Raw genomic sequence first — 15,088 nt, 5'->3', positions numbered from 1 at the left:
TGAAGCAACCATCATGACCCAATTTCGCGGACAGACCCAGGCCTTTGGTCAACCTGGCATCGAGCCCCGCTGGACTCAGGGCAATAAGGCGGGTATCGGTACAGCCTACTCAACCTCCAGCCAGGTCTGGTCTACTCTGTGGAATGGAGTCATCACAGAGGTGTATCACCCCACAATTGACTGGCCTCAACTGCGCGATTTGCAGTTTTTAATTACGGATGGCAAAAGCTTTTTTCATGAAGAAAAAGCGCATCTCCATTCTGAAACCAAACGCCTGTGGCAATACGCGTTGGGATACAGTGTCACCAATTCTGACCCTAACGGGCAATATCGCATCACCAAAGAAATTATTGTTGATCCGCACCTGCCGTGTCTGCTTCAACAGACCAGGGTTACGGGTAATTTGCCCGACTTGCGGCTATATCTGCTCTGCGCTCCCCATCTAGAAGTGGGAGGGTGGGGTAACAATGCCCACGTGGTGACTGTGGCAGGGCGTGAACTGCTGGTCGCGGAGAAACAGGGACAGTGGTTAGCGTTGGGAGCAACCTTACCTTTTACCCGTCTTTCCTGCGGTTATGTTGGGCAGAGTGATGGTTGGACAGATTTGCACAACGACTTTCAAATGGATTGGGAATTCGATTGTGCATTAGATGGCAATGTTGCCCTCACTGGAGAGCTTCAGCCCGAAATGGATGTGCCCTTCACGGTTGGATTGGCCTTTGGTGACTGCCTCTCCAAAGCCATCACCGCTTTGCTGCAATCCTTAGATGTGCCCTTTGTGGATCAGCAGAAGCGCTACATGGAACAGTGGGAGCGCCCTTGCCACAATGTGCTGCCCCTGGCTCAGGTCGCAACAGATGGCGGCAACCTTTGCGCCAGCAGCATCAGCACGTTACTGGCCCATGAAGACAAGCGCTACCAGGGGGCAATGATTGCATCTCTAGCGATACCTTGGGGAGAAACAAAAGGCGATCCATCCAGCAAAGGCTCATCTGACCCCCACCAACGGGGCTACCATGCGGTCTGGATTCGAGATCTCGTCCACTGTGCCCTGGGCTTACTGGCCGCTGGAAATCAAGAAACCCCTCTGCGATCGCTCATCTACCTGGCGACCAGTCAGCTCCCCGATGGGAGTTTTGCCCAGGTCACCTGGCTCAATGGTGAACCCCTACAGGATGGCGTGCAGCTCGATCAGGTCGCCTTCCCCATCTTGCTGACCTGGCACCTGCATCAAGAAAAAGCACTGCGGCAGTTCGACCCCTATCCGATGGTGCAACAAGCCGTACGCTACCTGATCAACCATGGCCCCGTCACACAGCAAGATCGTTGGGAACAAAGCGGTGGTTACTCCCCCGCGACGCTGGCGGTAACCATTGCAGCGCTGATTGCAGCAGCCGAGATGATGCGCGATCGCGGCGACCATCAAACGGCCCAATTCGTTGAGGACTATGCTGACTTTTTAGAATCTCACATTGAAGCCTGGACGGTGACTCGCGAGGGTAGCCGGGTACCCGGCATCTCCCGACATTTCGTTCATATTGCCCCGATCGACCCTGCTACCCCTGATGCCATTCCTGACCCCAACCGGGGCATTGTCTTCCTGCCCCATCAAGGCCCCGGCAAGCCCCAGGAGTTGCGAGCCAGCGAAGTGGTCGATGCCGGCTTTTTGGAATTGGTTCGTTATGGCATTCGTCAAGCTGATGACCCACTCATTGTCGATTCATTACGGGTCGTTGATGCAGACCTGAAAGTGGATACGCCCTTTGGTCCCTGCTGGCGACGGTACAGCCATGATGGCTATGGTCAACGGGCCGATGGTAGCCCCTGGCAGGAATGGGGCCAGGGCCGAGCCTGGCCGCTGTTGACAGGAGAACGGGGGCATTATGCGATCGCGGCCCACCAGGACCCTCAACCCTACATCTCTGCAATGGAAGGCTTTGCCTCATCCACAGGTCTCCTGCCCGAACAAATTTGGGATGCCCCTGATCTACCCGAAGCCCACATGTATCTAGGTGGCCCTACAGGTTCAGCGATGCCCCTGGCCTGGGCTCACGCAGAGTATTTGACGTTGCTTCGCTCAACGATGGATGGTCAGGTATTCAACTTCATTCCCGCAGTGGCTCAGCGGTACGGTAGCCAGGAGGGACGCCCCAGAGCACCCCAGATTTGGAGCACCCATTTTCAAATGGCAGAGGTTACCCAGCAAGAACTACTGCGCATCCAGGCTTCACGCCCGTTCCGTCTGCGCTGCACCTATTCCGACTGGGACGATACCCACGACACGACTGCAAAGCCCACCGACCTTGGCGTTCATTATGTCGATATCCCCGTGCCGTGCGGTCAGAAAAAGCCCATCCGCTTTACCTTCTACTGGTTGGATACGGAGCAATGGGAAGGACGCGATTTTCAAGTCAACGTTCACACAACCGAAGTTCTCACCCCCACACCCACTATGATTCAGCAAAACAGCACCCCCGAAATTCGTCTAGAGGCGCTCCGCACCTGGAGCATCGATTCTCCGATTGAGGCTATCACTCCCCAGGAGCTACTGCGGGTTCAGGCCCCTCGGCCCTTCCGCCTGCGTTGCACCCATACCGAGTGGGCAGACATTCACGACGCAACTGCAAAGTCTACCCCGGCTGGCATTCATTACGTCGATGTCCCCATCCCCTTCGGCCAGGAAACACCCATCCGTTTCACCTTCTATTGGATCGATACGAACCAGTGGGAGGGGCGGGACTTTCAGGTCAACATTGACCAGGAAGCAAATGTAGCACCCATTTAATCGGTTCTTTAGCAACCCTGCTTTGCACAACCGATGATTAGGTAACTAAAGAGCGAACGAGCTAGAGGAGGGCGATCGCCCTCCTCTAGTTATGTAAGCTGAAGGCCATTAGAGGCGATGGGAGGATTAGCCTCCCATCGCCTCTAATGGCCTAATCAATTTGTAGCCAGCAATACGATGCTGTGGGGTTTTAGAAGAACCGGATGTCCCCCCTGCCGTGCTACTGTGTATCCGTTGAGGAGGTGTTGGCATGAAGCGACTCATTTCCATCGCGGTCAGCCTGGTCATATTGCTGCTGATCTACTGGAAGATTGATTTTGCCGGTCTAGTAAAGGTCTTTCAAGATTGCGATCGCCTCTGGATGCCCGTCAGCCTCGGCATGGTTATCCCTATTACCCTGTTTACGGCCTGGCGCTTGCAGCAATTGATGCCCAGCTCTCCGGATACCACCCGCAATCTTGGGTTTTGGGAGGCCAATAAGCTCATCCTGGCTGCCAGCAGTCTCAATATGGTGTTGCCCTCCAAAATGGGAGACATCGCCAAAGCCTACTTCATGCGCGATCGCGGTCACCTCAGCGGTTCCCTGGCGCTTTCCCTGGTGGTCTTTGAGAAAGCCTGCGACATGCTCTCGTTGCTGCTGTGGTGTGCATTTGGCCTGTTGCTCTACCCCCAAAAGGATGCCTTTTTCTGGGGCATGACCTTATGTGTTGCCCTCGGCCTGGGGCTGGGCCTCATGCTCCTTGGGTCGCCTGCTTTTGCCCAGTTTTTCTTTGGCAAAGCCCATGCTATCGCTCCTAAAAAGCTGAAGCTGAAAATCAACAAGCTCAGCTATTCCTGGAAGGAAATGCATGATTATTTTTGGGGCGATCGCCGCCGATTGCTGATTGTTTCTCTCACCTCGGTCTTTATCTGGTTTCTGCATCTGTTGCAGATCTGGTTCTTCATCCTGGCCCTCAATGCCTGGGCACCGTTCCTGACAAATTTAGCCCTTTCTCCTCTAGCTATTCTGGCTGGGCTTCTACCCCTCACATTCGCTGGGGTGGGTACCCGTGATGCCGCCTTAATTGCCCTTTACCAACCCTACTTTCCAGCAACCGTTGGTGCGGCTCTGGGTTTGTTATGCACCTCACGCTATCTATTACCGGCCGTTGGGGGTCTACCGTTTTTGGGACAGTACATCAAACTTGCCCAGGACGTTCGTACGGCTACAAAATAGTCCCCTTACAATAACAAGCAACTTCATCTGTCTCCCCCTTCCTACAACGTGACTCAAACGTATTCCGGCTCGACGGCATCTCCATCCCGCTTCTCAATCATGGATCTGGCCTATCTCCGTAAGTACATCACGACTGAAGTCAGCCAGTTTCAGCGCTACCTGTGGTTAGGGCTGAGTCTACTGATATCGCTGAGCTACAGCTTACCCGTTATGTTGAGGGCACTGAGTTCTCGCTTCATCATTCAAGATGACGCGCGGCAACATGTCTCCTGGATGCGGCGTTTTCTAGACCCCGACATCTACCCTAACGACCTGATGGCGGACTATTTTCAGTCTGTTGCTCCCTGGGGCTACAGCACGTTCTACCATCTGTTTAGCCAGGTCGGCGTTGATCCGATCGTCCTCAGTAAGCTCTTGCCCCCTATTCTGGCACTGGTCACAACGGTCTACATCTTCTTAGGAACGATGCAGTTTCTGCCGTCTCCTGTTGCGGCCTTCATCTCGGCCACGCTGATGAACCAGAACCTGTGGTTGCGGGATGACATTGTTTCGGCAACGCCCGTTGCGTTTGTGTACCCATTCTTCACCGCATTTTTCTATTACTTGATGCGGCGATCGCTCATCCCCTTCCTGATCTCCCTGGTACTTTTAGGGTTGTTCTACCCCCAGGTAATGTTGATAGCCAGTGGCGTTCTCTGCTTGCGGTTGTTCTCGTTCAAAAATGGACGCTTGGGGTTCGCTCCCTCATCCGATCTACGCTTTTACTTGATGGGATTAGGAACGGTTTTTCTGTTACTGATCCCCTATGCCGTCGAATCGTCACCCTATGGCCCGGTACTAAGCCGTGCCGAAGCGCTCAACATGACAGCTATGGGGCGCAATGGATGGTCACGCTTTTTTGAAAGTTACTTCAGCCGATATTGGATTTGTGGCAAACGTAGTGGTTTTTTGCCCTCTGAATGGTGTGATTTATCGTTCTCGCTGCCCCAGATCGGTCTGGGGTTCCTCCTGCCACTCCTGATCCTTGAACGACAGCGGTTTCCGCTGGCAAAGCGGGTTAGTCCAGAATCCCTAGTGGTGCCTCAAACTCTGGTGGCATCCTTCGGGTTATTCTTGCTGGCCCACATGTTGCTATTTCGGATGCACCTGCCCAATCGTTACGGAGAACATAGCCTACGCATCATCATGGCGTTATCGGCAGGGGTTACCCTTGTCATTCTTGGCGATCGGTTACTGAGTTGGATTCAGAGTCAGGCAAAGCCTAGCCTAAAAATTCGTTCTTTTGGAGCCCTTAGTTTAACAGCACTACTGGTTACAATCCTGTTGGCAAATCCTTACCAGCTCACTTTCGAACGTGAGCGGTTTCCCATCGCTCGTTATGAGAAGGGGCTTTACCCAGAAATTTATGAATTTTTGCTCTCTAAGCCTAAAGACACGCTGATCGCCTCTATTGATAATGAAGTCAACAATATTCCCAGCTTTGCAGAACGCCCCGTGTATGTAGGTGGAGGTGGCTACGTTTTGCCCTACCACAAGGGTTACTTCCAGGAGGCCCAAACGCGATTGCTGGATGTTCTGAATACGCAATACAGCAACAACCTGAACCAAATCAAAAAGATGATTCGGCGTACAGGTATTGATTACTGGCTCATCGACCGTGATTTTGCCACTGTTGATTACCTTCAGAATGAGGTCTTCGCACAGTTTCCGGAGTTCCGCAAACCCCTGAAAGAGCGGATACTTAAGGGGTATCGACCTGCACTAGCGGTGATTAGCAAAAAATGTGTGGTTGCAGAAAGCGCTTCCTCAAAGCACGTTCTGCAACTTCTAAACACTACCTGTTTGCTAAAACAAAGCGCCCCGAAACCAGGCAAACCCCCTCGAGCTACTCCGTAACCTGAGCCCTTACCCCTTGCCCAAACAAAACCAGAGCCTTGATTTCGAAGGTCGAAATCAAGGCTCTGGTTTTTAGCTGAAGAGCGCTAAGTACTAATAGCTAACCTGAGTTCGGGTTAAGGGCGTTTTCGAGTGCCCAAAGCGCACGACAAAATGAGCACTTCAGCTTATCCCGAACTGAGGTTAGCTACAGCCATTTTTGCCTTATGTCCTGGGATTTACTCAGACCGTAACGGTGTAACTGAACTGCTCGCCAAATCTTGTAATTCAAACAGACTTAGCAGGGCATTCCAGTCACCAGCATAGGTAGTACGATTTTGAGCCAGTTGTGTTACAGCTTCGTACCAGAAATCGTTATCTGCGTAGATGGGGTATGGGTCGGCAGTCTCGGTCAGTTGCTGAGCGGCTTCAGGCGAAAGTTGAGCTCGCTCAACCCAACCACTCACTTCCGTCAGATCCTGTTCGCCACCCGAGGGTAAATTGCAGACGATGGTGAAATACCAATTATACGTTTCGCCGGTTTGCAGCGGGGCCTCTGTACTAGGTAACTGAAAGCTGACAAGCCCAGGCGTTTCAGGAAGACTAACGGGGATAGAAATCGATTGCAACACCGGGTTACGATCCTTATCTAACAGCGTGAAGAGCGCCGAGAGGTTTGTGTTGGAAGCTGTAAATGGCGAGTAGAACCAGAAGGTGGGGTAATCTTCAGATGTCTTTCCCAAGTTGCTAGCTGGAATCAATGCCAACAGAGGGCGATCGCCCTCCACGTCCAATGTCTGGCACCCCGACCGAATCGCTCCACCTCGTGCCCTCCCGGAAGCACGACCCACTTCACGATTGCGAGTAAAGAGCGCTTGAATCCGTTCACTCAAGCTTTGAGCTTCCGCTGGAGCAGGTACAACCGGGAACACCATAGCTCCACAAATGATAACGGCGATCGCCCGACCCCACAGGCGGGACGACCTCAAGCAAGTATATAGCGGGCGTTGTACGCGTAACGACGAATTCAGGCGTTTCATGTCTCAGGCTCCTGAGCTGTATTGTCAAATTTTGCGGAGACGATAATTTAAGTACCCTACGACTGCTCCGGCCATGAGTAGAGCGATCGCCGGGGGCACAAGGGGTAGCCAGCCACTGCCAAAGACAAACACAACATAACTAATCCCATATAAGCTGGCTAGAGCTAACCCCAGGCTTAAGGCTAGCAGTTTGACCCGGCTTATTTTCCACACGACCACTCCACCTACACACCCCCAAGCCAGCGTCCACACGGTTTCGAGCCCCAAAGGCCACCACCAGATCAGCGGCCGATTATCCAGCACAGTACTGATCAATTGGCTCGTCTTTTGGCCCTGCAAAATTACCCCAGGCAGTTCCCCAAAAGGAGTATTCCAAAAATCAGCAGCGGTAGAAGATGGTGCCGTAAAACCAACCAAGACAATGCGATCGCGGATCTGCTCAGCAGGCACCTTGCCCTGAATCACATCCTTCAGGCTAACCATGGAAGCAAACCCAGGGGCACTGCCATTATGGGTGCGATAGTTGAGCATGGTTTGGTAGCCCCGTAGTTGATTGTCCATATATTGGTAGGCGGCTCCGGTACCCAGCAGTTGAGGAATGGGGCGATCGCCCAGTACCATGTCTTGCTGATAGGCCGTTCCCTGCGCATTCTCAGGAGAAGTGAACGGCATCCCTTCGGCCTCCAGGTAACGACGAGCTAAGACCAGGCTAAAGGCTTCCTTGGTGTCACACACCCCCATATCACCCGATTGTTGCATCAGGTAATGACGGCGCACATAGCGATCGCCCTGGTCGTCATCCAGTAAGTCGCTGAAGCCGACCTGTTCCCGTTTCACCTCAGGAGGATAGGCGATCGCATCTACCGTCTGGTTACTCCAACCCCGGTAACTACTTTTGCAAACAGTGATCAAATTTGGGGTCTGTGCAAGGAGGCCATTCAGCTCTGGCTCGGCTGCAAAATCGCGATAGAAATCTAGCCCAATCATGCGGGGTTGACCGGGTTCTAATGCCTTCAACATATCGGCCAGCGCACCATCGGGAATGGTACCGCGTCCCGGTTCATACTGGTTCTGCAAAAACTGCAACGTCGGTTCATCCACCCCAATCATTAAAAACCGTTCATCCTGAGGTTCGCTGGGACGGGCCCGCAGGAATGCGTCGTAGGCTGCCAGTTCTACGCCTTGCAACATGCCCATAAATCGGGCGATCGCCACCAGAGCGGTCGCTGCAACGCTCGTAACGGCTACTGTACGCAGTTTGACACGCCGAGACGGAAGCGATTGGCTGGCTGCAATAAACTCTGTTTGCAGTGCAGTAGCGGGGGGCGATTGCGTCGCCGACTGCTCAAACCACCGGGCCGCACCGGCCAGGTCTTTCCCCCGCAGCAAAAAGCTGTTATCCCGCCCCTCCGCCTTCCATTCCATGGCACGCACCTGAAGCCGGGTGTGCATCCGGAGGTATTCCTGGTCTGTATCCAGGCTGGTCATTAATGACCCTAGATTTACCAGAAAATTCGTCTTCTTCGTGAAGTCAATCGCATGGCGGTTGGCGACCGCAGACGGTAGACCATCAGGCTCAACCGCTTGGTAGAAAAGGGGCACAATTCGCTTATTTAACGCCTCCGCATAGGCCAGTTCCTCCTGACAGCGGGGCGATCGCACTGCACTGGGGGACAGCACAATCACAAAGTTATCGGCGGTTTCAATACCGGTTTTCCGCTCTTTCTCAATATCGCTTCCAGAAACGATGGCGTCCTGATCAAACCAGGTGCTCCTACCCTGATCCTGCAGGGCATTGTTCAGCTTGCGGGCAAAGTCAGAATCTACTGGAGAGTAGCTGAGGAATGCTGCTGTAGAAATCTGGGGAGGCTGTTCCAAACTGGTCGCAATGAGCTCCTCCTGCAAAGCAACGGGGGGTTGCAAGTCAGAGCTTTTAGAAGAGGCCAGCCACGCCTTGGCTTTTTGCAAATTGTGTCCCCGCAGCAACAGGCTGGGTTGACGACCCTGTTCGTGCCAGCGTAACGCTCGCACCAGCAACATCTTATGCTGTTCGTGATAAGCCGATTCCTTATTCAATTCACACAACAGCATATCGATCCCCGTCTGGTACTCGGCTGCATCAATTTCCTGGGGTACCAGATGAATCACGGGCAGGGATTTCAAACGATTCAGCACAGAGTTTTCATCTCCAACCCCCAGACGGTTGTAGATGTCAACCATGCCTCGTTTGCGTTGGGCAGATAACGTGGTTGATCGCAACCGAATGGCAATGATGGGCTTATTCAACTCGAAGGCATAGGCCATCTGCTTTAAGCAGTCCTCCGAGTCATTGAAGCTGGGGGAGAGGAAACACACGACGTGATCGGCTCGCTCAATGCCCTGGCGCACATCATTCCAGGGATTAATGCGGCCTCTACGGCTGAGGTCGCTAGCCCAAATAGTGAACCGCTCACGCATCAGGGTTTTGCTAACGCTATCGGCAATGTCGTATTCCTCTGACGTGTGGCAGAGGAATACCTGAGTCATTAAATTATTGGCATTTTTGATGCTTTCACAAATGAACTCGCAATGTAAATCGGTCGGTTCGCAAGGAGGTTGCTCACCCTTAAAGCGATGGGTTAGCCAGAACTCTGCCTCCATGCGCTCCTCTTCCACCAGAAGGTATTGGCTTTGCTTCTGGTGGCGTTCCCATTCCAGCGCTTTGGTTAGCAATACGGTGTGCTGATGCACGTAGTCTTGATGACGGTGGAAAAGGTCGAGTAGGCCTCGGAGCGATCGCTCAAAATCATCCACCCCTTCCCGAAAATAAACCCAGTTAATCTTGCTAATTTCTGGATGCATATTCGAGGAGGAGTGCAACCCCTTTGCTCGGTAAGCATCCCACTCCTCACCCGTGCCTGTGGGATAACGCTCCTGCCAGGTATCGCGGGAAATCTCCTCAACGTGCAGCAGTGGAATAATACGCTTATTTTGCAACACTGCCATTTGAATTTCTTTCAGGCAGTAGGGTGAGTTGACGGCATGGGGCGAAATGATGAACAGGAAGCTATCAGCCTGCTCAATGCCGGTATCAATTTGGGTTTGAAAGTTGACCCCGAGAGGAATGTCGGTCTGATCAAACCAGGCTGTCACGCCTTCCTGTTGCAAGCGCTCATGCAGCCGAATCACGAACTCTTTGCTATCGATCCGTCCGTAGGAGATAAATGCATCCTGGAACTCAGTCATACCGACTCTTTATAGGGGGTTCTGCATCCTGTTGACCATGACTATATCAACAATTATCTAAGCCACGAGAAAAATTACGGAAACAGCAATCTTTGGGGGTGAAGCAGGGTGAGGTTGATATTAGGGGTATTGAGCGATCGCCTAATACCTGCCGCAACAAATCCTAACCATTCTCTATATCAATCCATCAACCTACTTAGGAGATTTCCAGATAAGAACTTCCCCATTATTTGGGAAAAAGGAGCGGCTTCGCCGCGCCTTTTTTCCAAATAATGGGGATATTGTTTCTCAGAAATCTCCTTAAGGTTCAAACAAGCCCCCAACACAGTACAGTATGGTTGCGTCCGTTCCGTCTATCAGGAGATTGCCGTGATTCGGGGTCCTCGTTTTCTGCGCTCTCAACTATTTTTATTTAGACAGAAGATACTGAGCGTACCGCATCCAGAATCTTCTGTCCTCATAAAAATGGCTATGGCTACATCTGGTTTACGAACGGTTCGTCTGGTTATTGCTTTGGGAATTGCCATACCTATTCCTTCCCTGTGGCCTGCGATCGCCACTGCTGCCCCCCAATCCCCAGCCTCACTGTCCACCAGGCCCTTTTCTAATCCGGCTGATATTCGTTCTAAACAACGCGTTACCCCTGACGTCCCAGAGCCATCCCTCCCGACTGACCCCCCCCCCCTGCCTCCCCTTCCCGATGCCCCCCTCCCCCCCCTGCCGCCCCCCAGCGAGTTACTCCCCAGCCCCGCCGAGCAACCGACCTCCCCGGAACTGCCCTCAGATCTACCAGGCACTATTCAAGTCGATCGCTACGAGGTTGTTGGTAGCACCGTCTTTGACGAGGAAGAATTAGAAGCGGTAACACGCCCCTTCACCGGCCCTGAGGTTTCCTTTACCGACCTGTTGCAGGCCCGATCTGCCGTCACTGCCCTCTACACAGACAATGGTTACCTCACGTCTGGGGCTTTCATTCCCCCCCAATCCCTAGAGAACAACGTGGTCAGAATTCAGGTGGTTGAAGGCCGCCTGGAAGACATTAATATCACTGGCAATCGACGGCTAAATGATAGCTACATCCGCAGTCGTCTGCGTCTGGCTGGACGTTCCCCTCTAAATGTGCCCCGCCTGTTAGAAGGGCTGCAACTGCTGCAACTCGACCCTCTGATTGAGACCATCTCCGCTGACCTGCAAGAGGGCGTTGAGCCCGGCACGAACCGACTCGAAGTAGCCGTAGTGGAAGCGGATAGTTTTGACGCAACTCTCACCCTCGATAACAATCGATCGCCCAGTGTTGGTAGCATCCGTCGCCGGATCGCGGTCCAGGAGGGCAACTTGTTAGGGTTTGGCGATCGCATCCGTCTCGAATACACCAACACCGATGGCAGCAACGGCATTGATAGCAGCTACAGCGTCCCCATTAATCCTCGTAACGGCACCGTCCAGCTTTCCCTCGGTTTCACTGACAGCAATGTGATTGAAGAACCCTTTGATGTCCTGGAGATCAACTCTGACTCCAGCTATTTCGAACTGGGAGTGCGCCAACCCGTCTTTCAATCTCCCACAGAGGAAGTGGTACTGGGGCTAACGGCTTCGCGCCAGGCTAGCCAGACGGAACTGGGGATTGAAGACATTGGCCCCTTTCCCCTGTCCCCCGGTGCTGACGAGGAAGGACGTACCCGCGTTTCAGCCCTACGGTTCTACCAGGAGTGGGTGGAGCGCAGCAGCCGTCATGTACTGGCCGCGCGATCGCAATTCAACCTGGGGCTTGATTTGCTGGGCTCTACTGTCAACGAAGATCAACCCGATAGCCGCTTCTTTAGTTGGCGGGGGCAGGGGCAGTGGGTACGTCTGCTAGACAGGGATACTTTGCTACTAGTACGGGGCGATGTGCAACTTACCGGGGATGATCTGCTTTCCCTTGAGCAAATTGGTATGGGTGGCCAGGACACTGTGCGCGGCTATCGCCAGGATACTCTCTTAACCGACAACGGTGCTGTCTTGACAGCGGAGTTACGCTGGCCGGTACTGCGGGTTCCTGAGGTAGACGGCCTGCTGCAAGTGGCCCCTTTCTTCGATGTCGGCCTGGGTTGGAATAACCGCACCGAAGACCCAGATCCCAATTTATTAATGGGGTTAGGACTAGGCTTGCTGTGGCAGATGGGCGACAATTTTACGGCTCGCGTTGACTGGGGCCTTCCATTAACCGATGTCGAGTCACGGGGCGACTCTTTGCAAGAAGAGGGAATCTACTTCTCGATTATCTACACCCCATTCTGATTGCTGATTCAACGTCAGTTAGAAAGGGTGCATCCCACTTTTGCAGATTTGGAAACCCACTTTTGTAAGTGAGGCGGGCTAAGCCCGCCTCACTTACAAAAGTGGGATGCACCCGTTAGAAATAAGCTGAAGCATCCGTTTTTGTATACAGTCTGCGCACGCCAAAGTGTTTTTTCGAGGGATGCGCTTTGCGCATCCCTCGAAAAAAACTTACCCAAACCCAAGTTACATACCTCAATTCGGGATAAGCTCAAAAGTCCATTTTGTAGTGCGCTTCACGCACTACAAAATGGACTTTTTCGAGGGGCGCGCAAAGCGCGCCCCTCGAAAAAGTCCTTAGCCCGAACTCAGGTTTACATAAGTTCTGGCTGAAATAACTTCAAAGAACAAATAGTACCCACAGTGAGGACTGCCTCAGAAAAATTAGGATGCCATAGTAGGTTCAGTTGGCAAGCAAAGTATTCGAAATAAGCCCAACGAATACTGGCAGTGCTGTCAATAAATACACGAACAAACATCACCTAAGAGGACATGATTCATGGCTAACACAACAACGCTCTCCCCCGCTATGGCCGCTGCTAGAGCTCAACGCGAACAGGTTACAGATTCAGAACTTTACTCCCGGAATATTCTGGGTCCTGTGTTCTTTACCCTGTCCGACTTGAGAGTTGATGGTACCGCTGGAGATCCCCTGTACCCTGACTTCGTGGCCCCCAAACAATCTCCCCACATTGTGGCAGAAGACGAAGAGGTTATTGCTAGTGTGAAAATCGCATTCAATAAGTCACCTTTGTCTGCTCTACTGATGTGTCTAGAAACCAAAATCACCATGAACTTCCACTTCGAAGGTCAAGGTAATATCGCAGACGAAGTGGATCAGGCGATCGCGATCTACACCCAAAAGGACGTGTTTAATTACACCGTCCAACTTCCCGGCACTGCTCGGAAGTGGAATATGGACCCTGGCCTGTATGTGGTATCTGCTACGGCTGAAGTTGGCCCTGCACAGAACAAGTGCAGCCAGTTCATTCTGGGTTATGGCTACATTGCCGAGGTGCTGCTGCAAGTCTATCCATCTGTGTAACAGATTAAACTCGATTACGGCCTGAAGATAATCTCCAGGCCGTAATGAGAATCTGGTAGTGTTCTAAACACGTGGATGGGGTGCGGTGAAAGGACACGAAGTGCCCCTTTCACCACACCCCATCCACATTTGAAACAGGCCCCAAAGGTATACACTTCATAACCGGAGGACTGACGTAAGCCAGCCACACCTGATGCAATATCGCAGACAGAGAAGGTGCACGATGTAAGTTAAAGCCCAATTCAGAAAATGCCTGCTGTACAGCGGACATCTCCTGAATTGGGCTTTAACTGGCTACATAGACCCGCTTGGGAATTGATTTGGGGGGCCGGCCATGGATGTTGAAAAGCTTTTGAAAAGCCAGAGTTAAGGCTATCCAAGTGCTGCGTAAGTTTGTACAAAAAGTCATCAAGGTCTAAAGGTTTACGGATGAAGCCATCACAACCTGCTGTAAAAGCAGAGGCGCGATCGGACTCAAAGGTTGCCGCTGTCACTACCAGAATGCGTACAGAAGGGTAGCGGAAGGATAGAGAGTCTGCCTTGCACCACTGGCTTTCAAGGGCACGAATTTGTCGAATTGCAGTTTCTCCATTCATATGAGGCATCCACAAATCCATCAGAATCAGATCGGGGCGCCAGGTTTGAAAAAGCTTCAGGGCCTCCAATCCATCACAGGCCTCAGCTAAGTCAAGTTTTTGGGAAATGAATTCATTAAGGATGGTTTGAATGAGAAGTCGATGATCTGGCTCATCATCGACAACTAGAATTCGCACGCGATCGCTGTTCATAGGCCAAACACCAAATGAAGATCAGATCGGCAGTTCAGCTATCGCAACAGAAACACCAAACCTGCACATCTATTGCTAATGTTGAACACGAATGATTAAGCAGAGCCATTGATAAATTACTTCGGAAGAGCAAACAGCTTGTGGAGTATGGAAAATTTGACAAGCCTTTTAGCAAGATGAATCTTGAACGAATCAGGCTTGATGCTGTTTGACAAACCGTCAGGCAACGAACAAAGGGATGAAGTTATAAACCCAGAAAATTTTTGATGATTATGAAAGTAACGAAAATTATTTAGTTAGGTTTTATAGTAGAACACATCTTCCACTTTGCCAACCCCTATCTTAACGCTTCAATATAAATCCTTACTAACTGTTGCTTAACCAAGCTAAAGTATTTATTTTGTCTTTTGTTAAAAACGTATTGGGTGCAACTATTTCAGGCGATCTTAGGATGACTAGCACTTCAAAAAAGAGCTTATGCCAGCTCCAGGTAACTGATACCAACCGTTACATTATTTCTACATAAATCTGTAGTACCTTTTGAGATACAAAAAATTTTCATACCACCTGACTTTTGAGAGCTAAGCCTAGCATCTTTCAAAATAGCGGACTTTTAATACTCAGTAATTGATTCAAATTCTGGCGTTGCTAAATAGGGGATGAAATGAAACGCCCTGTAGTTTGTTCCCATCCCCTATTTAACAACGTCTAATTTTCAATATTCTGGACAGTTTTTCTGAAACCGTTGATTTTGCGTGCGCTTCGCGCACGCAAAATCAACGGTTTCAGAAAAAC

General features: G+C 51.6%; 8 protein-coding genes. 5 read left to right on the top strand and 3 right to left on the bottom strand.

Going from position 1 to position 15,088, the window contains the following annotated elements; all coding sequences use genetic code 11:
- Positions 1–13: 13 nt before the first annotated feature.
- The 3 genes from H6F91_RS24905 to H6F91_RS24895 all read left to right on the top strand — a co-directional run bounded on the left by H6F91_RS24905 (position 14) and on the right by H6F91_RS24895 (position 5,897).
- On the top strand, positions 14–2,785 hold the full coding sequence (locus H6F91_RS24905; protein WP_190772998.1) for a glycoside hydrolase family 15 protein: 2,772 nt from the start codon (positions 14–16) through the stop codon (positions 2,783–2,785).
- 250 nt (positions 2,786–3,035) lie between these two features.
- On the top strand, positions 3,036–4,001 hold the full coding sequence (locus H6F91_RS24900) for a lysylphosphatidylglycerol synthase transmembrane domain-containing protein (protein WP_190772999.1): 966 nt from the start codon (positions 3,036–3,038) through the stop codon (positions 3,999–4,001).
- A gap of 48 nt (positions 4,002–4,049) precedes the next feature.
- Positions 4,050–5,897, top strand: a complete 1,848-nt coding sequence (locus H6F91_RS24895; protein WP_190773000.1) for a hypothetical protein — start codon at positions 4,050–4,052, stop codon at positions 5,895–5,897.
- 218 nt (positions 5,898–6,115) lie between these two features.
- Here the strand turns inward: H6F91_RS24895 and H6F91_RS24890 are convergent, their stop codons facing one another.
- Both H6F91_RS24890 and H6F91_RS24885 read right to left on the bottom strand, forming a co-directional pair.
- Positions 6,116–6,916, bottom strand: coding sequence for a DUF928 domain-containing protein (locus H6F91_RS24890; protein ID WP_190773001.1), 801 nt, complete (start codon positions 6,914–6,916; stop codon positions 6,116–6,118).
- A gap of 24 nt (positions 6,917–6,940) precedes the next feature.
- Positions 6,941–10,141, bottom strand: a complete 3,201-nt coding sequence (locus H6F91_RS24885) for a TIR domain-containing protein (protein WP_190773002.1) — start codon at positions 10,139–10,141, stop codon at positions 6,941–6,943.
- A gap of 471 nt (positions 10,142–10,612) precedes the next feature.
- On the opposite strand from H6F91_RS24885, the gene H6F91_RS24880 reads away from it, so the two are divergent.
- Both H6F91_RS24880 and H6F91_RS24875 read left to right on the top strand, forming a co-directional pair.
- Positions 10,613–12,421, top strand: a complete 1,809-nt coding sequence (locus H6F91_RS24880) for a ShlB/FhaC/HecB family hemolysin secretion/activation protein (RefSeq protein WP_199308043.1) — start codon at positions 10,613–10,615, stop codon at positions 12,419–12,421.
- A gap of 538 nt (positions 12,422–12,959) precedes the next feature.
- Positions 12,960–13,505: a hypothetical protein gene (locus tag H6F91_RS24875; RefSeq protein ID WP_242035972.1), complete on the top strand. Its 546-nt coding sequence runs from the start codon at positions 12,960–12,962 to the stop codon at positions 13,503–13,505.
- A 242-nt stretch (positions 13,506–13,747) separates the two neighbouring features.
- Here the strand turns inward: H6F91_RS24875 and H6F91_RS24870 are convergent, their stop codons facing one another.
- Positions 13,748–14,293, bottom strand: coding sequence for a response regulator (locus H6F91_RS24870; RefSeq protein WP_190773004.1), 546 nt, complete (start codon positions 14,291–14,293; stop codon positions 13,748–13,750).
- Positions 14,294–15,088 lie beyond the last annotated feature (795 nt).

The organism is Leptolyngbya sp. FACHB-8, from assembly GCF_014695575.1.
In the GTDB taxonomy this organism is placed as follows: Bacteria; Cyanobacteriota; Cyanobacteriia; order Elainellales; family Elainellaceae; genus Vacuolonema.
Note: the sequence above shows the minus strand (reverse complement) of the source record. Positions and strands in the feature narration are given on the sequence as shown.

Excerpts from the sequence above, each read along its gene's own strand:
- H6F91_RS24875 (WP_242035972.1), top strand. The coding sequence starts at position 12,960 with ATGGCTAACACAACAACGCTCTCCCCCGCTATGGCCGCTGCTAGAGCT.
- H6F91_RS24870 (WP_190773004.1), bottom strand. The coding sequence starts at position 14,293 with ATGAACAGCGATCGCGTGCGAATTCTAGTTGTCGATGATGAGCCAGAT.
- H6F91_RS24885 (WP_190773002.1), bottom strand. The coding sequence starts at position 10,141 with ATGACTGAGTTCCAGGATGCATTTATCTCCTACGGACGGATCGATAGC.
- H6F91_RS24890 (WP_190773001.1), bottom strand. The coding sequence starts at position 6,916 with ATGAAACGCCTGAATTCGTCGTTACGCGTACAACGCCCGCTATATACT.
- H6F91_RS24905 (WP_190772998.1), top strand. The coding sequence starts at position 14 with ATGACCCAATTTCGCGGACAGACCCAGGCCTTTGGTCAACCTGGCATC.
- H6F91_RS24900 (WP_190772999.1), top strand. The coding sequence starts at position 3,036 with ATGAAGCGACTCATTTCCATCGCGGTCAGCCTGGTCATATTGCTGCTG.
- H6F91_RS24880 (WP_199308043.1), top strand. The coding sequence starts at position 10,613 with ATGGCTACATCTGGTTTACGAACGGTTCGTCTGGTTATTGCTTTGGGA.